The following is a 16709-nucleotide window of genomic DNA, read 5'->3' on the forward strand; positions in this document are numbered from 1 at the left end:
CACAAATAGCATTAATGCACCAAAATAATGCATAAAAACACTTATGATGCACCAATAAAAGGCATTGCACAGTTATTTTGCTAAAAAGAATCGGATAAATTGATATCACCGCAATTAACTAATCACCCTAAAATCGAATTTAATTAAATCAGAAGGATGCAACCAATTGAAATGGATGAATTTTATCTTACCGTTTCTGATTTACTTACCAATCATTATATTGATCAATAGTCTGACAGTATTTTGGCATTGTCAGCAAACAAAATATAATCTAGTTTTTTTAAACTCACCTTATTTAACGACACAAACTATCAGTGACCATAAAATTCACGGTTTTGCTGGGGGGATGAAATTGCTTAAATAAAAAAGTCGTTCTCGCTTTCAATCATCCTTGTAATAATTAAAATCTCAATAAGAATCTTCTGAATTTAACGCTCTATAATTTGGAGAACAACAAGATTTTCTTATAGGTACTGTATTTCAGTGCATAATATCGCTATAATCTCTTCTTATATTGAAAAACTAGGTAATTATAAAAGTATGGACTTTATTACACTCGAAATTATACCTTTTGTTAAAAATCATATTTTACTTTCTTTAGGTTGGATTGTACTTTTTATTGCAATCATTGTATTAACCATCAAAAGTAAATTATCAAAAGTTAAAATCATTAATAATGCTCAAGCAATCAATCTGATTAATAAACAAAATGCTAAAATCATTGATTTGCGATCAGCTGATAGTTTCAAAAAAGGGCACATTACCGATTCCCTGAATATACTCCCCATTGATATCAAAAATGCGAGTGCAAATTCTATCGAAAAACATAAAGAAAATTTTGTTATCTTAGTCGATGATAATGGTCTATCATCAGCCGGTATCGGTGAAGTACTTGTTAAACAAGGTTTCTTGAATGTTTTTGCATTAAAAGATGGCATTGCAGGATGGAATGGCGAAAATTTACCATTAGTTAGAAAATAAAATTATATTAAAATAAGGTTAGATCATGACAGAACAAAACAATACACAACAACCAGAAACACAATTTGCAATTCAACGTATTTATACAAAAGATGTTTCATTTGAAACCAATAATGTACCTGAAGTTTTTACCAAACAATTTCAACCTGCCATGAATGTTGAATTGAATTCATCATCTCAATCCTTAAATGATGATGTTTATGAAGTCGCATTACGCATTACAGTAACAATGAAATCACAAGACGAAGTTGCCTATATTTGTGAAGTAACACAAGCAGGTATTTTTTCACTTGTTGGATTCAATGATGCACAGTTACAACACTGTTTAGGTGCTTACTGTCCAAATATTTTATTCCCGTATGCACGAGAAACAATTTCTAACTTAGTCATTAAAGGGTCTTTCCCTCCAGTTAATTTAGAACCGGTTAACTTTGACGTGCTATTTATGAACTATCTTCAACAGCAACAACAATCAGTTGAAGAAGAATCAACAGAAACATTACAATAATCATTGTGATTTAATCTAGAACGATAAATCTAACGGTTAATTATGGAAAAACATGCTGTTGTCACAGTAATCGGTGCAGGTTCTTATGGAACCTCTTTAGCTATTTTACTTGCACGTAATGGTCATCAAACATTATTGTGGGGACATAATCCACACAAAATGATGGCTTTACAGCATGACAGGCAAAATAAACAATTTTTGCCTGATATTCCTTTTCCTGAATTACTTCACATTGAAAGTGATCTGCAAACAGCTGTTTCAGCGTCACCAATCTTACTCATTGTTGTACCTAGTCACGCTTTTGGTACTATTTTAGAGCAAATAAAACCCTATTTACGCAAAGATAGTAAAATTGTTTGGGCAACCAAAGGACTTGAAGTCAATACAGGGCGTTTATTGCAAGATGTTGCCAGAGAAATTTTAGGTAATCAAATCCCCCTAGCTGTCATTTCAGGCCCTACTTTTGCTAAAGAAGTTGCCTCGGGTTTGCCAACGGCGGTAACCGTTGCTTCAACGGATGATGATTTTTTAACTGAGTTACAAAATTTATTTCATTGTAGTAAAAGTTTTCGGGTCTATAGCAGTAAAGATTTTATTGGGGTGCAACTTGGCGGCGCCATTAAAAATGTGATTGCTATAGGAGCAGGATTGTCTGACGGACTGGGTTTTGGTGCAAATGCAAGGACAGCGTTAATCACACGTGGACTGGCTGAAATGATGCGATTAGGTGAAGCGCTTGGTGCAGATCCTGCAACCTTTATGGGCATGGCAGGGCTTGGTGATCTTGTATTAACCTGTACGGATAATCAATCACGCAATCGACGTTTCGGTATTTTGCTGGGGCAAAATAAATCGATTCAAGAAGCACAAGATATTATCGCACAAGTTGTCGAAGGATTTAAAAATACTAAAGAAGTTTGGACACTTGCAAAACAATATCATGTTGATATGCCAATCACTGAACAAATTTATAAAGTACTATACGAACATAAAGATCCTAAACAAGCGGCAATGACCTTACTCGGTCGATCACAGAAAGAAGAACTAAAAAGTTAATTTTTAACAACGTTATATCATGACATTATATTAACGCTATTAAATAATTTTGTAGTTAAAATCAGCTATTCTTTCTAAACATTAGGTTATATATTTGTTCCAATACCCTTTTCTTTTGCTTTTAGATAAATATCATATCCAACATAAACATCGAGAACGGCTGTTCCCACCGTTTTAAATAATGTGATTTGCTCATCGTTTTGGCGACATTTTTGCGAATCAGTAACTAATTCACCCAACTCAAAAAAATCATTTTTTGATACACGTTTTTGGTTGATTGGATCAATAATATCCCCAGCTTCGGCAAAAACGCCCTCTTTGGTATCAAGTACACGAATGTCCGCTTTTTCAACAATATTACTTGGTATTTCATGCATTTCAGGGGTATATGCACCCACACCATTAATATGAGTACCAGACTTAACGATATCACCATTAAATGTAACCACCTTAGATGTTGTCACTGAGGTGATAATATCTGCTTGACCAATGTCTTCATCAAAATTTTGTGAAAAATAGAGATTGGCTGAAAAATGTGAAAAGTGTTTTTTCATCGCTTCCGTAAATTGTTTCGCTTTTTGTTCATCAATATCGTAAATAGCCACATCAGTAAGATCTCGAACGGTTAACATGGCTTCTAATTGTGATACAGCCTGCCCCCCTGTTCCTATTAATACTGCTCGTCGAGCATTTTTTCTTGCTAAAAGATCGGTTGCCGCACCTTGTACCGCCCCTGTACGAAGTTGAGTTACAAAAGTACCATCTAAAATGGCACAAACTTCCCCAGTTAAAGGATCTAACATCATCACTTGCGCTGGTACGGAGGGTTTACCCAATTTAGGATTATCCGGAAATACAGACACAATTTTAATGCCAGCGATATCCTTACCTTTTATATGCGCAGGCATAAATAAACTTTGCCCTTTCTGCATATCAAAATTGATACGTAAAGGCACTTCACTATCTCCTTGGGTATAGATTTTTAAAGCTTGTTTATCTGCCTCAATGGCATCTTTCATACTATAAACGTGTTGAATATCATTTGCGGATAAGATTAACATTTTCACTCCAGACCTTTTTTTGATTTATTTTACTTTTTTTATAGGCTTTGTCTAACTTTTAGATAATCAAGCATAGCAAATTATTAAAGATCTTCAGGTTATGTATAATAAATTCATAATAAACAACATATCTTGTGTATTTCCTCAATTTTCACTATTATGACAAGGTGCAATTTTGCACGGAAATTGAGAATTAAGATGTTATTCAATATATTAAGGGTTATTTTAAAGTTTCTTTTTCATGTCAAAATTTATGGTAACCTAAAAAACTTAAAGCAAGAAAGATTGCTTATCACACCTAACCATGTTTCCTTCCTTGATGGTCTTCTAATCGGTGTTTTCTTACCTGTTAGACCCGTGTTTGCTATCTATGCAGGTTATATTGATCACTGGTTAGTACGTTTAGCAAAACGTTATGTAGATTTTGTGCCAATGGATCCGATTAATCCTATGGCGATTAAACGCTTAGTACGCGAAATTGAAAAAGGACGTCCGATAGTCATATTCCCTGAAGGAAGAATTACCGTAACAGGGTCATTAATGAAAATTTATGATGGAGCGGCTTTTGTTGCGGCCCGATCTCAAGCAACGATTGTACCTGTCTGGATTGAAGGAGCAGAGTTCACATTAACTAGCCGCCTAAAAGGCCTGTTTAAACGCCGCTTATTTCCTAAAATAACGATTCATGTACTTGAACCGACCACAATTCCAATGCCAAATGTGCCTAAAGCGAAAGATAAACGCTATATAGCGGGTGAAAAATTGCATCAGATCATGATGAATGCTCGTCTGTCAAGTCGTCCTAAATTAACACTATTTGAAGCATTACTTGAAGCACAAGTTCGCTATGGGACAAAATCAAGAACAGTACAAGACCCGACAACATCCGAATTATCTTATCGTAATTTACTTAAGCAAATCATTGGGGTAAGTTGCATTATCGAAAAGATTACCGAAAAAAAAGAACGAGTCGGTGTCTTACTCCCCAATGCCACAATCACCGTTGCCACTATTTTCGGTTTATTAGTGAAAAATCGAGTACCTGCCATGCTTAATTATACTGCAGGTACAAAGGGATTAACGTGTGCAATTACTGCCGCCGAAATTAAATCCATTGTCACGTCGCGTAAATTTATTCAAAAAGGTAAACTCGATTATCTATTAGATGAGATCAAAGGCATTAAGTGGTATTTTCTGGAAGATTTACGCAGTAGTTTGACCTTAAAAGATAAGCTCTATGTGGCTGTGAATCAATACATTCCACGTTTTGTTGAATGTAATCAAACCAGTGATGATGAAGCACTTGTTCTTTTTACATCAGGCTCTGAGGGTAACCCCAAAGGGGTTGTGCATACGCATGGTAGTCTACTTGCTAACGTTGAACAAATTCGATCGGTCATTGATCCTACTCCAGCCGATCGATTTATGTCTGCATTACCGTTGTTCCATGCTTTTGGTATTACAGCTGGTTTGTTTTTACCGCTTTTTTCAGGTAGTCGTACCTTCTTATATCCAAACCCATTACATTATCGAATGGTACCAGAAATTATTTATGATCAAAATTGTACCGTTCTATTTGGTACACCAACTTTTTTAGCTAACTATGCTCGCTATGCCCACCCATTTGATTTTATGCGTTTACGCTATGTGGTAGCTGGCGCTGAAAAATTATCTGAACCAGTACGAGAACTATGGAAAGATAAATATGGTATTCGTATTTTAGAAGGCTATGGCGTCACCGAATGTGCGCCGGTCGTTGCCCTCAATGTACCTATGGCATTTAAAAATGGCACAGTTGGTCGTTTATTGCCGGGGATGTCCTCACGGTTAATTCATATACCTGGCATTAGTGAGGGAGGGGAATTACAAGTTAAAGGGCCAAACGTGATGAAAGGTTATTTGCGCGTTGAAAATCCTGGCACCCTTGAACCACCTGTCGCCATAAATGAAAATGGTGAAGCTGAACAGGGTTGGTACGATACCGGTGATATCGTTTCAATTGATGATGAAGGTTTTATCACCATTAAAGGACGACTAAAACGATTTGCCAAAATAGCAGGTGAAATGGTCTCTTTAGAGAGTGTAGAGGCACTCGCTAAAAAAGTGGATCCCGATGCAATGCATGGTGCAACGGTAAAAGCTGATGCTGCAAAAGGGGAAGCAATTGTACTTTTTACAACTTCAACCAAGTTAGATCGTGAACAACTAAGTCAAACAGCACAAGAATTGGGTATTCCAGCTTTAGCCGTTCCTCGTGATATTCGAGTCGTTAAAGAACTTCCACTTCTTGGAACAGGAAAAATAGACTTTATCACACTCCGAAAAATGGCTGATGAATAGCATAAGGATATCACATGTACCACAATTCACTATTAAGCAAAGGCATGGTGGCAACCATGCTGGCGCAATTCTTTTCGGCATTTGCAGATAATGCAATATTCTTTGCTATTCTTGCCTATATCAGAAAACTTCAGTACCCAGAATGGAGTGAGTCAGCACTACAAATCGGTTTTGTGATTCCTTTTATCATCCTTTCTCCTTTTGTTGGTCAATTTGCTGACTGTATGTCTAAAGGAAAAGTCATGATGATTTCAAATGCGATGAAGCTATTAGGCGCAGCCTGTATCTGTCTAAATTTTAGCCCTTTTATTGGCTATTTTTTAGTAGGTGTTGGTGCAGCGGGTTATTCGCCTGCTAAATATGGGATTTTAGGCGAACTGACTTCAGGTAATAATTTGGTCAAAGCGAATGGATTGATAGAAGCATCTACTATTGCGGCTATTTTGCTGGGTTCACTTGCTGGCGGACATCTTGCCGATATGAATGTCAGTGCGTCCTTACTTGCATGTGTATTAATGTATGGTTTTGCTGTTATTGCTAATATTTTTATTCCTAAACTCCCTGCTGCCAGAAAAGATATTCAATGGAATATAAAGAGTATGATAAAAGATTTTAGTAAAACCGTTCACATTATTCTTAATAATAAACTAGTTTTATATACTTTATTAGGCACAAGTCTATTCTGGGGAGCGGGAGTTACCTTACGATTTTTATTAATCCTTTGGGTACCTGCTGTTTTAAATATTACGGATATCGCAACACCAACAAATCTAAATGCAGTCGTTGCTATCGGCATTGTTATTGGAGCAGGATTAGCCAGTTTACTGGTCTCAATCAATAATACGTTACGTTGCATTCCAGCAGGAATAATGATGGGCATTGCCGTTATCGCGTTCACTTTACAAAGCAACCTTATTGCTTGTTATATATTATTAATTGTTATTGGTGCGTTAGGCGGATTCTTTTTAGTCCCGCTAAATGCATTAATTCAAAAAATTGGTAAAGATCTCGTTGGTGCAGGCAGTGTCATTTCCGTACAAAATTTAAGTGAATATACTACAATGATGGTTATGTTGGGTCTTTATACTGTTGCTGTATCTTTTAAGATCTCGATAATAACAATTGGCGTTAGTTTCGGCGCTTTATTTGCAATTGTTATCTTTTTACTGTGGCTAGGATTAAAAAAGAATGCAATCAATAAATCTATCAAAAATGTTAACTGAAAGTCGTAATCCATACAGCGAAAAAATTGATAGCTGTTCGACGATCGATATACTCAAAATCATTAATAATGAAGATAAGCATGTTGCCGTTGCTGTTGAAAAAGAGTTAGCCAATATCGCTAAAGCGGTGGATGTGATTAGTCAAACTTTTTTAAATCACGGTCGTTTAATTTATATCGGCGCCGGCACTTCAGGCCGGCTTGGTATTTTGGATGCAAGTGAATGCCCACCCACCTATGGCACCCCTCCTCAACAAGTCATCGGATTGATTGCTGGTGGTCAAACGGCAATTTTTAAAGCAGTTGAAAATGCAGAAGATAATCCTGAATTAGCAATAACTGATTTGAAAAATATTCACTTTTCAGCCAATGATATTTTAGTTGGTATTGCAGCTAGTGGTCGCACTCCCTACGTTATAGGTGGTATGCAATTTGCTAAATCAATCGGCGCAACAGTCATAAGTTTATGCTGTAACCCCAATGCCCCTATGATTGATCTGGCAGACGTCGCCATCACACCAATTGTAGGAGCTGAAGTGATAACGGGCTCATCAAGAATGAAAGCCGGAACAGCACAAAAACTCGTCCTTAATATGTTAACCACAGCTAGCATGATCAAAATTGGTAAAGTTTACGGTAATTTAATGGTCGATGTCGAAGCCACTAATGCTAAATTAATTGAGCGACAAATATCCATTGTCATGCAAGCAACTGAATGTGACCGCCAAACGGCAATGTTAGCGCTTAAACAGAGTAATAGACACTGTAAAACAGCTATTTTAATGATTCTCGGTCAACTTGATGTTGATCAAGCAAAAAAATTATTATCAGAAAATAATGGTTTTATCAGAAAAGCCCTATCGACGAGTTAATAAAAAAATTTTAAAAAAATAAACGTAAATGGTCTGTTTTTATGATCCATGTCTAATTTTCAAATTAGGATCATTGACAATCTATTACATAATAGAGAAATATAAAAACTGTACCATTTATTTAAACAGAATATTACTGGCATAACAGTAAACTGAGATAATTATAATAATATGATTTAGTTAGATTAAGCGTAAATTCATCACTTCTTTCATGGATGTATACACTTCTCGCTAATTTCTGATATTAATTTTTTATTCAATTTTTTGAAAGACACACAAGGACATTGTATGAGGAAATCACTATTTCATATCGCTATACTTGGTATTTTCATCCTATCAACGCCAATTGTTGTCTATAGTCAAAATCATCAGCTTTTAACAAATTCCAATTTATCAACGATATCCACTATCTCGGATCCAACTTTGATAAAAACCCAATTTGGATTAGTTAAAGGTCAACTCGACAACACCAATAACGTTCTTGCGTGGACAGGCATACCTTATGCGAAAGCACCCTCAGGGGAGCTAAGATGGAAAAAACCGATTGACCCAGAACCTTGGGAAGGTATATTTGATGCAACTCAAGCGAGTCCTATCGCATTTCAGCTCAATGAAGATAACATCGTTGGTTCAGATAACAGTTTAAATCTCAATATCTATCGACCAAATAATAATAAAAAAAATTTACCAGTTCTCGTTTATATTCACGGTGGAAACAATCAAATCGGAAAAGCAGAAGAGATGACTGGCAACGGCATGGTAACCGATCTGGATGCAATTTTTATCTCAATCAATTATCGTTTGGGGCCACTCGGATTTAATCCGCTTCCTGCCTTGCAAACAGGTGATAAACTCGAAGATTCTGGAAACTATGCGTTATTGGATATGGCAAAATCATTGGATTGGATTAAAGACAATATTACCTATTTTGGCGGAAATCCTAACAATATCACTGTCTCTGGTTTTTCAGCGGGTGGGCGAGATGTTATGGCGATGTTAATCTCACCTATTTTTAAAGATAAATTTCAAAAAGCGATCTCTTTTAGTGGCGGTATGACCATTGCAAATAAAGAGGATAGTATTAAAGTCTTTGCCAAAGCTATAGCCCCACTTGCTGTTGAAGATAATATAAAGCCGACTGAAGAACAAGCTTATCATTGGCTGTTAACCAATCATCCCGATGTCAAAGCATATTTGTATAGCCTATCTTCCGAAAGATTGGTTTCACTGATGAATAATGCCAGAATCAGAATGAGTGTCTTTCCACATTTATATAACGACGGCTATGTGATCCCCAAAGAAGGGTTTAATACGCATCAATATCATTCTGTGCCATTGATCATGCTGACCGGTACGGGTGAATTTTCATTATTCGCAAAATCTTCAGCTTATTTTAGCGCATCCTTCAATCATGGTATACCAAGTGGACAAACACTAACAGCATTTCAATTCGCCAATAAATATGGTGGAAAATTATATGATCTATTTAACGTTTCAGATTCAGCCCAAAAAATGGCACCTTTTTATAAAGCAAAAATTTATGGTATGGAAATACAATATGGCGAAGATCAAAATGTTGTAGGCTTACCAATGGGATTATATGGTGCTTTTCATGGTGTTTTTTTACCACTGATGGATCCGTATTCAGAAAATTATAATGGGTTAATAGCAAATGCCTATAAAACTCAAGGCGCTAAACAACTCAGTAAGATTTATAAAAAATATATTCATAATTTTATCTATAACGGCGATCCTAATGGTGACGATTTAGTTTATTGGAATAATTGGTCAACAACAAATAATAATGCGGATAAGGGACTACTCTATATCAATGCCGACAAAGAAAAAGCTATAGTTTATATGGGAAGACAAAATTTGGTTTATAGTGATGTTCTTGATGAAATGGATAACGACCAATCTGTGACACAAGAAATCAAAAAGATTATTATTTCTGAAGTATTAAATGGGCGGTGGTTTAGTCATGAACTAGATCTTAGATATCATAATAAGTCATTATGGATAAAATGATGTATTCTTGATAAAACGTTTAGATTAAATAAGATAATTAGCAAAAAAATATCTTGAATATCTCATTATTGAAAATTTTGAAATTTATAAACCATTAAAAAGTTATTTAAGCAAAAAAGCTATTTACAAAACGGGGATTTATTTCAATAATTCTATTCGAGATAAAACTTATATTGGTTCGTTAATATCACGAATTTCAGCCCTGTTTAAAGTTACAGACTATATTATTTATAGTTAATTTTTAATATCAATTTTTGATAAAAATTTATGACATTTATATTATGAATATAATATAAAAATTGGGAGGTAGTTGTATGGTAGGAATTATTCTAGCAACTCATGGTGAGTTTGCAGAAGGGATTCTACAATCTGGGGCAATGATTTTTGGAGAGCAAGAAAACGTGCAAGCTGTAACCTTGCATCCAAGTGATAGCCCGGAAAGTTTAAAAGAACGAATGTTAGCCGCAATAGCAACATTCGACGATCAAAATGAAGTACTTTTTTTAGTTGATTTATGGGGGGGCACGCCATTTAATCAAGCCAATAATCTATGTGGTGAACACCCTAATTGGGCAATTGTTGCAGGTTTAAATCTGCCGATGCTTATTGAAGCTTATTCATCTCGTTTTTCAATGGAAACAGCTAAAGAAATTGCCGTCGCAATCTTAGAATCAGCGAAAGAAGGAATTAAAGCAACAGTTGAAGCACCTGCTACAAGCACCACTGCCACTCAACAAACGAATACCATACCTGAAGGCACCGTTCTAGGTGATGGTAAAATGAAAATTGTATTGGCCCGGGTTGACTCTCGTTTATTACATGGTCAAGTCGCCACCGCTTGGACAAAATCAACTAATCCTAATCGTATCATCGTGGTATCTGATTCAGTATCGAAAGATGAATTAAGAAAAAAACTGATCGAAGAAGCTGCTCCTCCAGGGGTAAAAGCAAATGTCGTGCCGATTAAAAAAATCATCGAAGTTTCACGCGATCCACGATTTGGCAATACTAAAGCATTGTTACTATTCGAAAACCCTCAAGATGTATTACGAACTATTGAAGGCGGAGTCGACATTGATACCCTTAATATTGGCTCAATGGCGCACTCTGTCGGTAAAGTAATGGTAAATAAAGTGCTGTCAATGAATGCGGATGATGTAGAAACATTCGAAAAATTAAAAGAAAAACACGTTAAATTTGATGTTCGCAAAGTACCTAATGATTCTAATAGTAATATGGATGAATTGTTGAAAAAAGCGAAAGAAGAATTAGCAGCACAAAAGAATTAGGACTTATACAAGAGGTTATATTATGACATTATCAATTGTTGCTATCATTTTAGTGATAGTTATTGCCTTTCTGGCAGGAATGGAAGGTATTTTAGATCAGTTTCAATTTCATCAACCGTTAGTTGCCTGCTCATTAATTGGTTTGGTGACCGGTAATCTTGAAGCGGGTGTTGTTCTGGGTGGCTCATTACAGATGATAGCCTTAGGTTGGGCTAACATTGGTGCAGCCGTTGCACCCGATGCTGCATTAGCCTCTGTGGCTTCGTCCATCATTTTGGTTTTAGGTGGACAAGGTGCCGCAGGCGTATCAACAGCTATTGCTATTGCCATTCCTTTAGCGGTTGCAGGATTATTTTTAACAATGATTGTCCGAACGATTGCTGTACCATTAGTACATATGATGGATGCAGCGGCAGAAGAAGGTAATATCCGTAAAATTGAACTATTACAAATATTAGGTATCTGCTTACAAGGTTTAAGAATCGCCATTCCGGCAGCAGCGCTATTATTTATTCCAGCCGAAACAGTAAAAGGCGCATTAGAATCTATGCCTGAATGGTTAACAACAGGTATGGCAATTGGTGGTGGTATGGTCGTTGCTGTGGGTTATGCCATGGTAATTAATATGATGGCAAATCGTGAAGTTTGGCCATTCTTTATCATCGGTTTTGTGGTTGCTGCTATCTCACAATTAACCCTTATTGCATTAGGTGCATTAGGTATTGCATTAGCAATGATTTATCTTAGCCTTTCAGAACGTGGCAATTCATCAAATGGTGGAAGCAAAGGTGATCCACTTGACGATATTTTAAATGATTACTAAGTACTTGGAGTAAAAAAATGACTGATAAAATTCAATTAAGCAAAAAAGATCGTTTAGCGGTTGCTTGGCGCTCAACCTTTCTCCAAGGTTCTTGGAATTATGAACGTATGCAAAATGGTGGTTGGGTCTATTCAATGATCCCTGCAATAAAAAAACTCTATACCACCAAAGAAGATCGTTCAGCAGCACTTAAACGCCATTTAGAATTCTTTAACACTCACCCTTATTTAGCTTCACCAGTTCTTGGTGTTACGCTTGCTCTCGAAGAAGAACGTGCTAATGGTGCTGCTGTTGATGATGTTGCCATCCAAGGTGTAAAAGTTGGAATGATGGGACCTTTAGCCGGAGTTGGTGATCCCGTGTTCTGGTTTACGGTAAGACCAATGCTTGGTGCGCTTGGCGCATCACTTGCACTTAGTGGCAATGTTATGGGACCAATTTTATTCTTTTTACTTTGGAATATTATCCGTTGGAGTTTTATGTGGTACACCCAAGAGTTTGGTTACCGTACAGGTTCTAAAATCACCGATAATTTATCGGGTGGCTTACTGCAAAAAATTACCAAAGGTGCTTCCATTTTAGGGATGTTTATTCTGGCAGCCTTGGTGCAAAGATGGGTATCAATTAATTTCCAACCTGTCGTTTCAAAAGTTAAATTAGGCGACGGTGCTTTTATTGATTGGAATCACTTACCTGCTGGTTCAGAAGGCATTCAAACCGCATTACAACAAATGCAAGCAGGGTTATCCCTTACTCAAGAAAAGGTCACCACCTTACAAAATAACTTAGACCAATTGATACCAGGACTGGTTCCGTTACTTTTAACTTTTTTATGCATGTGGTTATTACGTAAAAAAGTATCACCAATCTTAATAATCCTCGGACTCTTTGTTGTCGGGATTGTAGGACACGTAATTGGTCTTCTATAAGTTCAAACTTTAAGTAATCGATAAAAAGCATAATTTACTGTTTAAATTATGCTTTTTTATCTTTTATCAATAAATATTTGAATAATTGAGTCCAAAGGTTTTGGCTGTTCACATCATAAAAAAACAATAAATTAACTTTAGTATTAATATGGAAGTCATATAAATGGTTCAATCATTAAACTCCAAAATAGACCTAACCGTTAAAGCTACCGCATTTACAGCTTTTACTGAGTATGGACAAATTATGATTGGCAATAAAGCGTTGGAATTTTATCATCAGCGAGATGCACGTAAATACATCCAAATCCCATGGCAAGAAGTCGAATATGTTTCTGCATCCGTCTTATTTGGGGGAAAATGGATACCACGTTATACTATCTACACAAAACAAAATGGTTCCTTTACCTTTGCCTCTAAAAATCCTAAAGACGTATTAAGAGCTATCCGAGTTTATATTGGTGGTGACAAAATGGTAAAATCATTAGGTTTTTTTGGTGTTTTAAAGCGAGCATTTACTCGCAAACCAAGTCAAAAATAATCGATGCTAATATCCAAAATATTATAAATTATTCTAGCGTTATTCATGGTGAGGGTGACAACGGATAATGAATGCTATTTTGTCTATTCATTTTTTAATTGAATCTATTATATACTATCTTGTCTCTATCAATCATAATCAGTCATTGCACTTTTTGCCAGAAGGAGTATAATTCTGGGGCTTTGATTCTGTCCATGTTGGGCAGGAAAAAGATTATTTTTTAATTTAAGAGGATGTTATGGTAACTATTCGTTTAGCTCGTGGTGGCTCTAAAAAGCGCCCTTTTTATCAAGTAGTTGTCACTGATAGCCGTAACCCACGTGATGGTCGTTTTATCGAACGCATTGGTTTCTTTAATCCAATTGCACAAGGTAAAGCAGAAGAATTACGTTTAGATCTTGATCGCGTAAATCATTGGGTTGGTTTAGGTGCAACTGTTTCTGATCGTGTTAATTCATTGATCAAACAAGCACAAAAAGCTGCTTAATTAAGTAATAGATAGTCACTGTAAAATGAATACTGAGAATTTCATTGTTGTTGGTAAACTTGGTTCAAGCTACGGCATTCGTGGATGGCTCAGAATTTTTTCGTTTACAGAATTTCCAGATAGTATTTTTGATTACACACCTTGGTATATCCAGCGAGCTGGAAAATGGCAAGAGGTAATCGTAGAAAGCTTTAAACCCCATAATCAAGATATGATTGTGAAACTCAAAGGTGTTGACGATCGTGATCAAGCCAATGCATTAACCAACATTGAAGTGTTTGTCGATGCTGAAAATTTGCCTGAACTGAATCATGGTGATTTTTATTGGAAAGATCTGATTGGGTGCCGAGTAAAAACAGTCAACGGTTACGATTTAGGTCAGGTCACTGATTTAATGGAGACCGGCTCTAATGATGTATTGGTGGTAAAAGCAAATCTAAAAGATGCATTTGGAGCAACAGAACGTTTAATCCCTTTTGTTGAAGAACAATTTATTAAACAAGTTGATCTAACAGCAAAAATGATTGTGGTCGATTGGGATCCTGCTTTTTAATTGGTAAGGTAACACTATGTGGATTGGCGTAATTAGCCTTTTTCCCGAAATGTTTCAAGCCATTACCTGTTATGGCGTAACTGGTCGAGCTGTAAAAAATGGGCTGTTAACAGTAAATTATTGGAATCCGCGCGACTTTGCGCATGATAAGCATAAGACTATCGATGACAGACCTTATGGCGGTGGGCCGGGTATGTTAATGATGGTACAACCCCTTAGGGATGCAATTCATGCAGCGAAAGCTGTGGCAGGTGACAATACAAAAGTAATCTATCTTTCCCCACAAGGGCGCAAATTGAACCAACAAGGCGTTTGCGAATTGTCACAAAATCAAAAATTAATTTTGATTTGTGGACGTTACGAAGGTATTGATGAACGCGTGATCCAAACCGAGATTGACGAAGAATGGTCAATTGGAGATTACGTATTGAGTGGTGGTGAATTACCAGCAATGACGATGATTGATGCACTGGCAAGATTTATTCCCGGCGTGTTAAATCATGAATCATCTGCAGAAGAAGACTCTTTTGCTAACGGTTTACTTGATTGTCCTCACTATACCAGACCTGAGGTGTTAGATGGAATGGCGGTGCCTGACGTGTTAATGTCTGGTCACCATGAAGCGATTCGTCGTTGGCGATTAAAACAATCCCTTGGACGAACTTGGTTAAGAAGAGAAGATCTTCTTGAAAATCTAGCTCTGACTGATGAAGAGCAATGTTTACTCGCTGAGTTTCAACGTGAATATCAGGATAAACATAGCCATTAAGATTTCAGTATAACTAGTAAGAGATAATATTATGAAAAATGCAATTATTCAGCAATTAGAACAAGAACAAATGAAAAAAGACATCCCGTCTTTTCGCCCGGGTGATACGGTTGAAGTAAAAGTATGGGTTGTTGAAGGTAACAAAAAACGTCTTCAAGCATATGAAGGTGTGGTTATTGCAATTCGCAATCGTGGTTTACATTCTGCATTTACAGTACGTAAAATTTCGAATGGCGAAGGTGTTGAACGAGTATTCCAAACTCACTCACCGATTGTTGATTCAATTACTGTGAAACGTCGTGGTCAAGTACGTCAAGCTAAACTTTACTACTTACGCGATCTTCGTGGTAAAGCGGCTCGTATTAAAGAGCGCCTAAACTAGTTTTTATTGATTAACAATAAAAAACGATTAAAATAGATTAAATAAAATATGGTCACCATTAAGGTGACCGTTTTTATGTGTAACCAATATTTTTTCCCACCAGCTATCGTTGACACAATTCAAGCAATATCTTGGTCGAATAAAAGGTAATACTATGGCTAACTATCTTGTTGAGATTCTTGCCACAACAATAAAATTATTTGCATTAATGACACCACCTGCTGTATTAAGTGCATTTTTGAGTGGTACAAAACTGTATGATGAACAAGCACGTCGAAAAACCGCACGAAAAACGTCTTGTGCCGTGTTTATTATTGGCATTGTGCTATTCTTTTTCGGTAATGCGATGTTTAGTATTTTTGGCTTTACTCTCGATGCATTTCGAATTGGATCGGGGGCATTACTCTTTGTAACGGCAGTGGCATTAATGAACGATTCACCTGACAAAAATAAAATTAATAGCGATGATGATATCAGTGTTGTTCCTTTGGCTATCCCTCTTTGTATGGGGCCAGCATCAATTGGTACGATTATTGTGTTAGGGACAAGTTCAGATGGTTTAGTTCAAAATTTAATTGGTGCGTTATCACTATTCATTGCATCAAGTGGTATTTATGCCATGTTATTATGCTCTAAAACCATCGCTAAAGTTTTAAAAAATACCGGAATTGCAATTTTATCAAAATTAACCGGATTATTGATTTCAGCAATTGCAGCCCAAGTCGTATTTACTGGCGTCGCCGGAATTTTAAATCTTAATTAGTCAGATCATTAAAATTAGATAATGACAAAAGTCAGATGTTGTCTACTCGGTAATCACTACTACGTTTACGGTAGTAAGTGATTACACCGACCTTATTTAACCAAATAG

Annotated in this window: 16 protein-coding genes and 2 pseudogenes; 17 read left to right on the top strand and 1 reads right to left on the bottom strand. The window is 36.4% G+C overall.

The annotated features are described in order from the left end of the window. Positions 1-540 precede the first annotated feature (540 nt). The 3 genes from A9G10_RS11740 to gpsA are packed head-to-tail and all read left to right on the top strand — an operon-like array spanning position 541 to position 2545. Positions 541-981, top strand: coding sequence for a rhodanese-like domain-containing protein (locus A9G10_RS11740; protein WP_065559726.1), 441 nt, complete (start codon positions 541-543; stop codon positions 979-981). 25 nt (positions 982-1006) lie between these two features. After that, entirely contained in the window at positions 1007-1489 is a 483-nt protein-coding gene (gene secB, locus A9G10_RS11745) for a protein-export chaperone SecB (RefSeq protein ID WP_065559694.1), read from the top strand. A gap of 39 nt (positions 1490-1528) precedes the next feature. Further along, positions 1529-2545, top strand: a complete 1017-nt coding sequence (gene gpsA / locus A9G10_RS11750) for an NAD(P)H-dependent glycerol-3-phosphate dehydrogenase (protein WP_143426011.1) — start codon at positions 1529-1531, stop codon at positions 2543-2545. 86 nt (positions 2546-2631) lie between these two features. On the opposite strand, the gene A9G10_RS11755 is transcribed toward gpsA, so the two are convergent. Beyond that, positions 2632-3606 carry an ornithine cyclodeaminase family protein gene (locus A9G10_RS11755; RefSeq protein WP_065559696.1) on the bottom strand — a complete coding sequence of 325 codons (975 nt, stop codon included), beginning with the start codon at positions 3604-3606 and terminating at the stop codon, positions 2632-2634. A gap of 198 nt (positions 3607-3804) precedes the next feature. On the opposite strand from A9G10_RS11755, the gene aas reads away from it, so the two are divergent. From aas to A9G10_RS11820, 14 genes and pseudogenes are all read left to right on the top strand, one after another. Continuing rightward, positions 3805-5946, top strand: a complete 2142-nt coding sequence (aas, locus tag A9G10_RS11760) for a bifunctional acyl-ACP--phospholipid O-acyltransferase/long-chain-fatty-acid--ACP ligase (RefSeq protein ID WP_065559697.1) — start codon at positions 3805-3807, stop codon at positions 5944-5946. Between the two features lie 14 nt (positions 5947-5960). Next, positions 5961-7169, top strand: a complete 1209-nt coding sequence (lplT, locus tag A9G10_RS11765; RefSeq protein ID WP_065559698.1) for a lysophospholipid transporter LplT — start codon at positions 5961-5963, stop codon at positions 7167-7169. Then, a complete protein-coding gene (gene murQ / locus A9G10_RS11770; protein WP_065559699.1) occupies positions 7135-8040 on the top strand; it encodes an N-acetylmuramic acid 6-phosphate etherase in 906 nt (301 codons plus the stop codon). Before lplT ends, murQ begins: the two co-directional genes overlap by 35 nt. A gap of 288 nt (positions 8041-8328) precedes the next feature. After that, positions 8329-10068: a carboxylesterase family protein gene (locus A9G10_RS11775; protein ID WP_065559700.1), complete on the top strand. Its 1740-nt coding sequence runs from the start codon at positions 8329-8331 to the stop codon at positions 10066-10068. 314 nt (positions 10069-10382) lie between these two features. After that, positions 10383-10761, top strand: a pseudogene (locus A9G10_RS13045) (PTS sugar transporter subunit IIA); the annotation flags it as partial. A 53-nt stretch (positions 10762-10814) separates the two neighbouring features. Continuing rightward, positions 10815-11357: pseudogene (locus A9G10_RS13050) on the top strand (PTS system mannose/fructose/N-acetylgalactosamine-transporter subunit IIB); the annotation flags it as partial. A 22-nt stretch (positions 11358-11379) separates the two neighbouring features. Next, a complete protein-coding gene (locus A9G10_RS11785) occupies positions 11380-12180 on the top strand; it encodes a PTS mannose/fructose/sorbose transporter subunit IIC (protein WP_065559702.1) in 801 nt (266 codons plus the stop codon). Between the two features lie 17 nt (positions 12181-12197). Beyond that, on the top strand, positions 12198-13109 hold the full coding sequence (locus A9G10_RS11790) for a PTS system mannose/fructose/sorbose family transporter subunit IID (protein ID WP_065559703.1): 912 nt from the start codon (positions 12198-12200) through the stop codon (positions 13107-13109). 163 nt (positions 13110-13272) lie between these two features. Continuing rightward, positions 13273-13647 (top strand): DUF956 family protein, encoded by a 375-nt coding sequence (locus A9G10_RS11795; RefSeq protein ID WP_065559704.1) that lies wholly within the window; start codon positions 13273-13275, stop codon positions 13645-13647. A gap of 238 nt (positions 13648-13885) precedes the next feature. After that, the gene (rpsP, locus tag A9G10_RS11800) at positions 13886-14134 is read left to right on the top strand and encodes a 30S ribosomal protein S16 (protein WP_065559705.1); all 249 of its coding nucleotides are present in this window, start codon (positions 13886-13888) and stop codon (positions 14132-14134) included. A gap of 25 nt (positions 14135-14159) precedes the next feature. Beyond that, positions 14160-14687 carry a ribosome maturation factor RimM gene (gene rimM / locus A9G10_RS11805; RefSeq protein ID WP_065559706.1) on the top strand — a complete coding sequence of 176 codons (528 nt, stop codon included), beginning with the start codon at positions 14160-14162 and terminating at the stop codon, positions 14685-14687. A gap of 16 nt (positions 14688-14703) precedes the next feature. Continuing rightward, a complete protein-coding gene (gene trmD, locus A9G10_RS11810; RefSeq protein WP_065559707.1) occupies positions 14704-15456 on the top strand; it encodes a tRNA (guanosine(37)-N1)-methyltransferase TrmD in 753 nt (250 codons plus the stop codon). Positions 15457-15487: 31 nt separating this feature from the next. Continuing rightward, a complete protein-coding gene (rplS, locus tag A9G10_RS11815) occupies positions 15488-15838 on the top strand; it encodes a 50S ribosomal protein L19 (RefSeq protein WP_065559708.1) in 351 nt (116 codons plus the stop codon). 154 nt (positions 15839-15992) lie between these two features. Then, the gene (locus tag A9G10_RS11820) at positions 15993-16601 is read left to right on the top strand and encodes a MarC family protein (RefSeq protein ID WP_065559709.1); all 609 of its coding nucleotides are present in this window, start codon (positions 15993-15995) and stop codon (positions 16599-16601) included. Positions 16602-16709: the final 108 nt, after the last annotated feature.

This window comes from Gilliamella sp. wkB308 (genome assembly GCF_001690185.1).
GTDB classification, from domain to species: Bacteria; Pseudomonadota; Gammaproteobacteria; order Enterobacterales; family Orbaceae; genus Gilliamella; species Gilliamella apicola_I.

Bases quoted from the DNA above. Each gene is read 5' to 3' on its own strand.
- A9G10_RS11740 (WP_065559726.1), top strand. From the start codon at position 541: ATGGACTTTATTACACTCGAAATTATACCTTTTGTTAAAAATCATATT.
- secB (WP_065559694.1), top strand. From the start codon at position 1,007: ATGACAGAACAAAACAATACACAACAACCAGAAACACAATTTGCAATT.
- A9G10_RS11755 (WP_065559696.1), bottom strand. From the start codon at position 3,606: ATGTTAATCTTATCCGCAAATGATATTCAACACGTTTATAGTATGAAA.
- aas (WP_065559697.1), top strand. From the start codon at position 3,805: ATGTTATTCAATATATTAAGGGTTATTTTAAAGTTTCTTTTTCATGTC.
- lplT (WP_065559698.1), top strand. From the start codon at position 5,961: ATGTACCACAATTCACTATTAAGCAAAGGCATGGTGGCAACCATGCTG.
- murQ (WP_065559699.1), top strand. From the start codon at position 7,135: ATGCAATCAATAAATCTATCAAAAATGTTAACTGAAAGTCGTAATCCA.
- A9G10_RS11775 (WP_065559700.1), top strand. From the start codon at position 8,329: ATGAGGAAATCACTATTTCATATCGCTATACTTGGTATTTTCATCCTA.
- A9G10_RS11785 (WP_065559702.1), top strand. From the start codon at position 11,380: ATGACATTATCAATTGTTGCTATCATTTTAGTGATAGTTATTGCCTTT.
- A9G10_RS11790 (WP_065559703.1), top strand. From the start codon at position 12,198: ATGACTGATAAAATTCAATTAAGCAAAAAAGATCGTTTAGCGGTTGCT.
- A9G10_RS11795 (WP_065559704.1), top strand. From the start codon at position 13,273: ATGGTTCAATCATTAAACTCCAAAATAGACCTAACCGTTAAAGCTACC.
- rpsP (WP_065559705.1), top strand. From the start codon at position 13,886: ATGGTAACTATTCGTTTAGCTCGTGGTGGCTCTAAAAAGCGCCCTTTT.
- rimM (WP_065559706.1), top strand. From the start codon at position 14,160: ATGAATACTGAGAATTTCATTGTTGTTGGTAAACTTGGTTCAAGCTAC.
- trmD (WP_065559707.1), top strand. From the start codon at position 14,704: ATGTGGATTGGCGTAATTAGCCTTTTTCCCGAAATGTTTCAAGCCATT.
- rplS (WP_065559708.1), top strand. From the start codon at position 15,488: ATGAAAAATGCAATTATTCAGCAATTAGAACAAGAACAAATGAAAAAA.
- A9G10_RS11820 (WP_065559709.1), top strand. From the start codon at position 15,993: ATGGCTAACTATCTTGTTGAGATTCTTGCCACAACAATAAAATTATTT.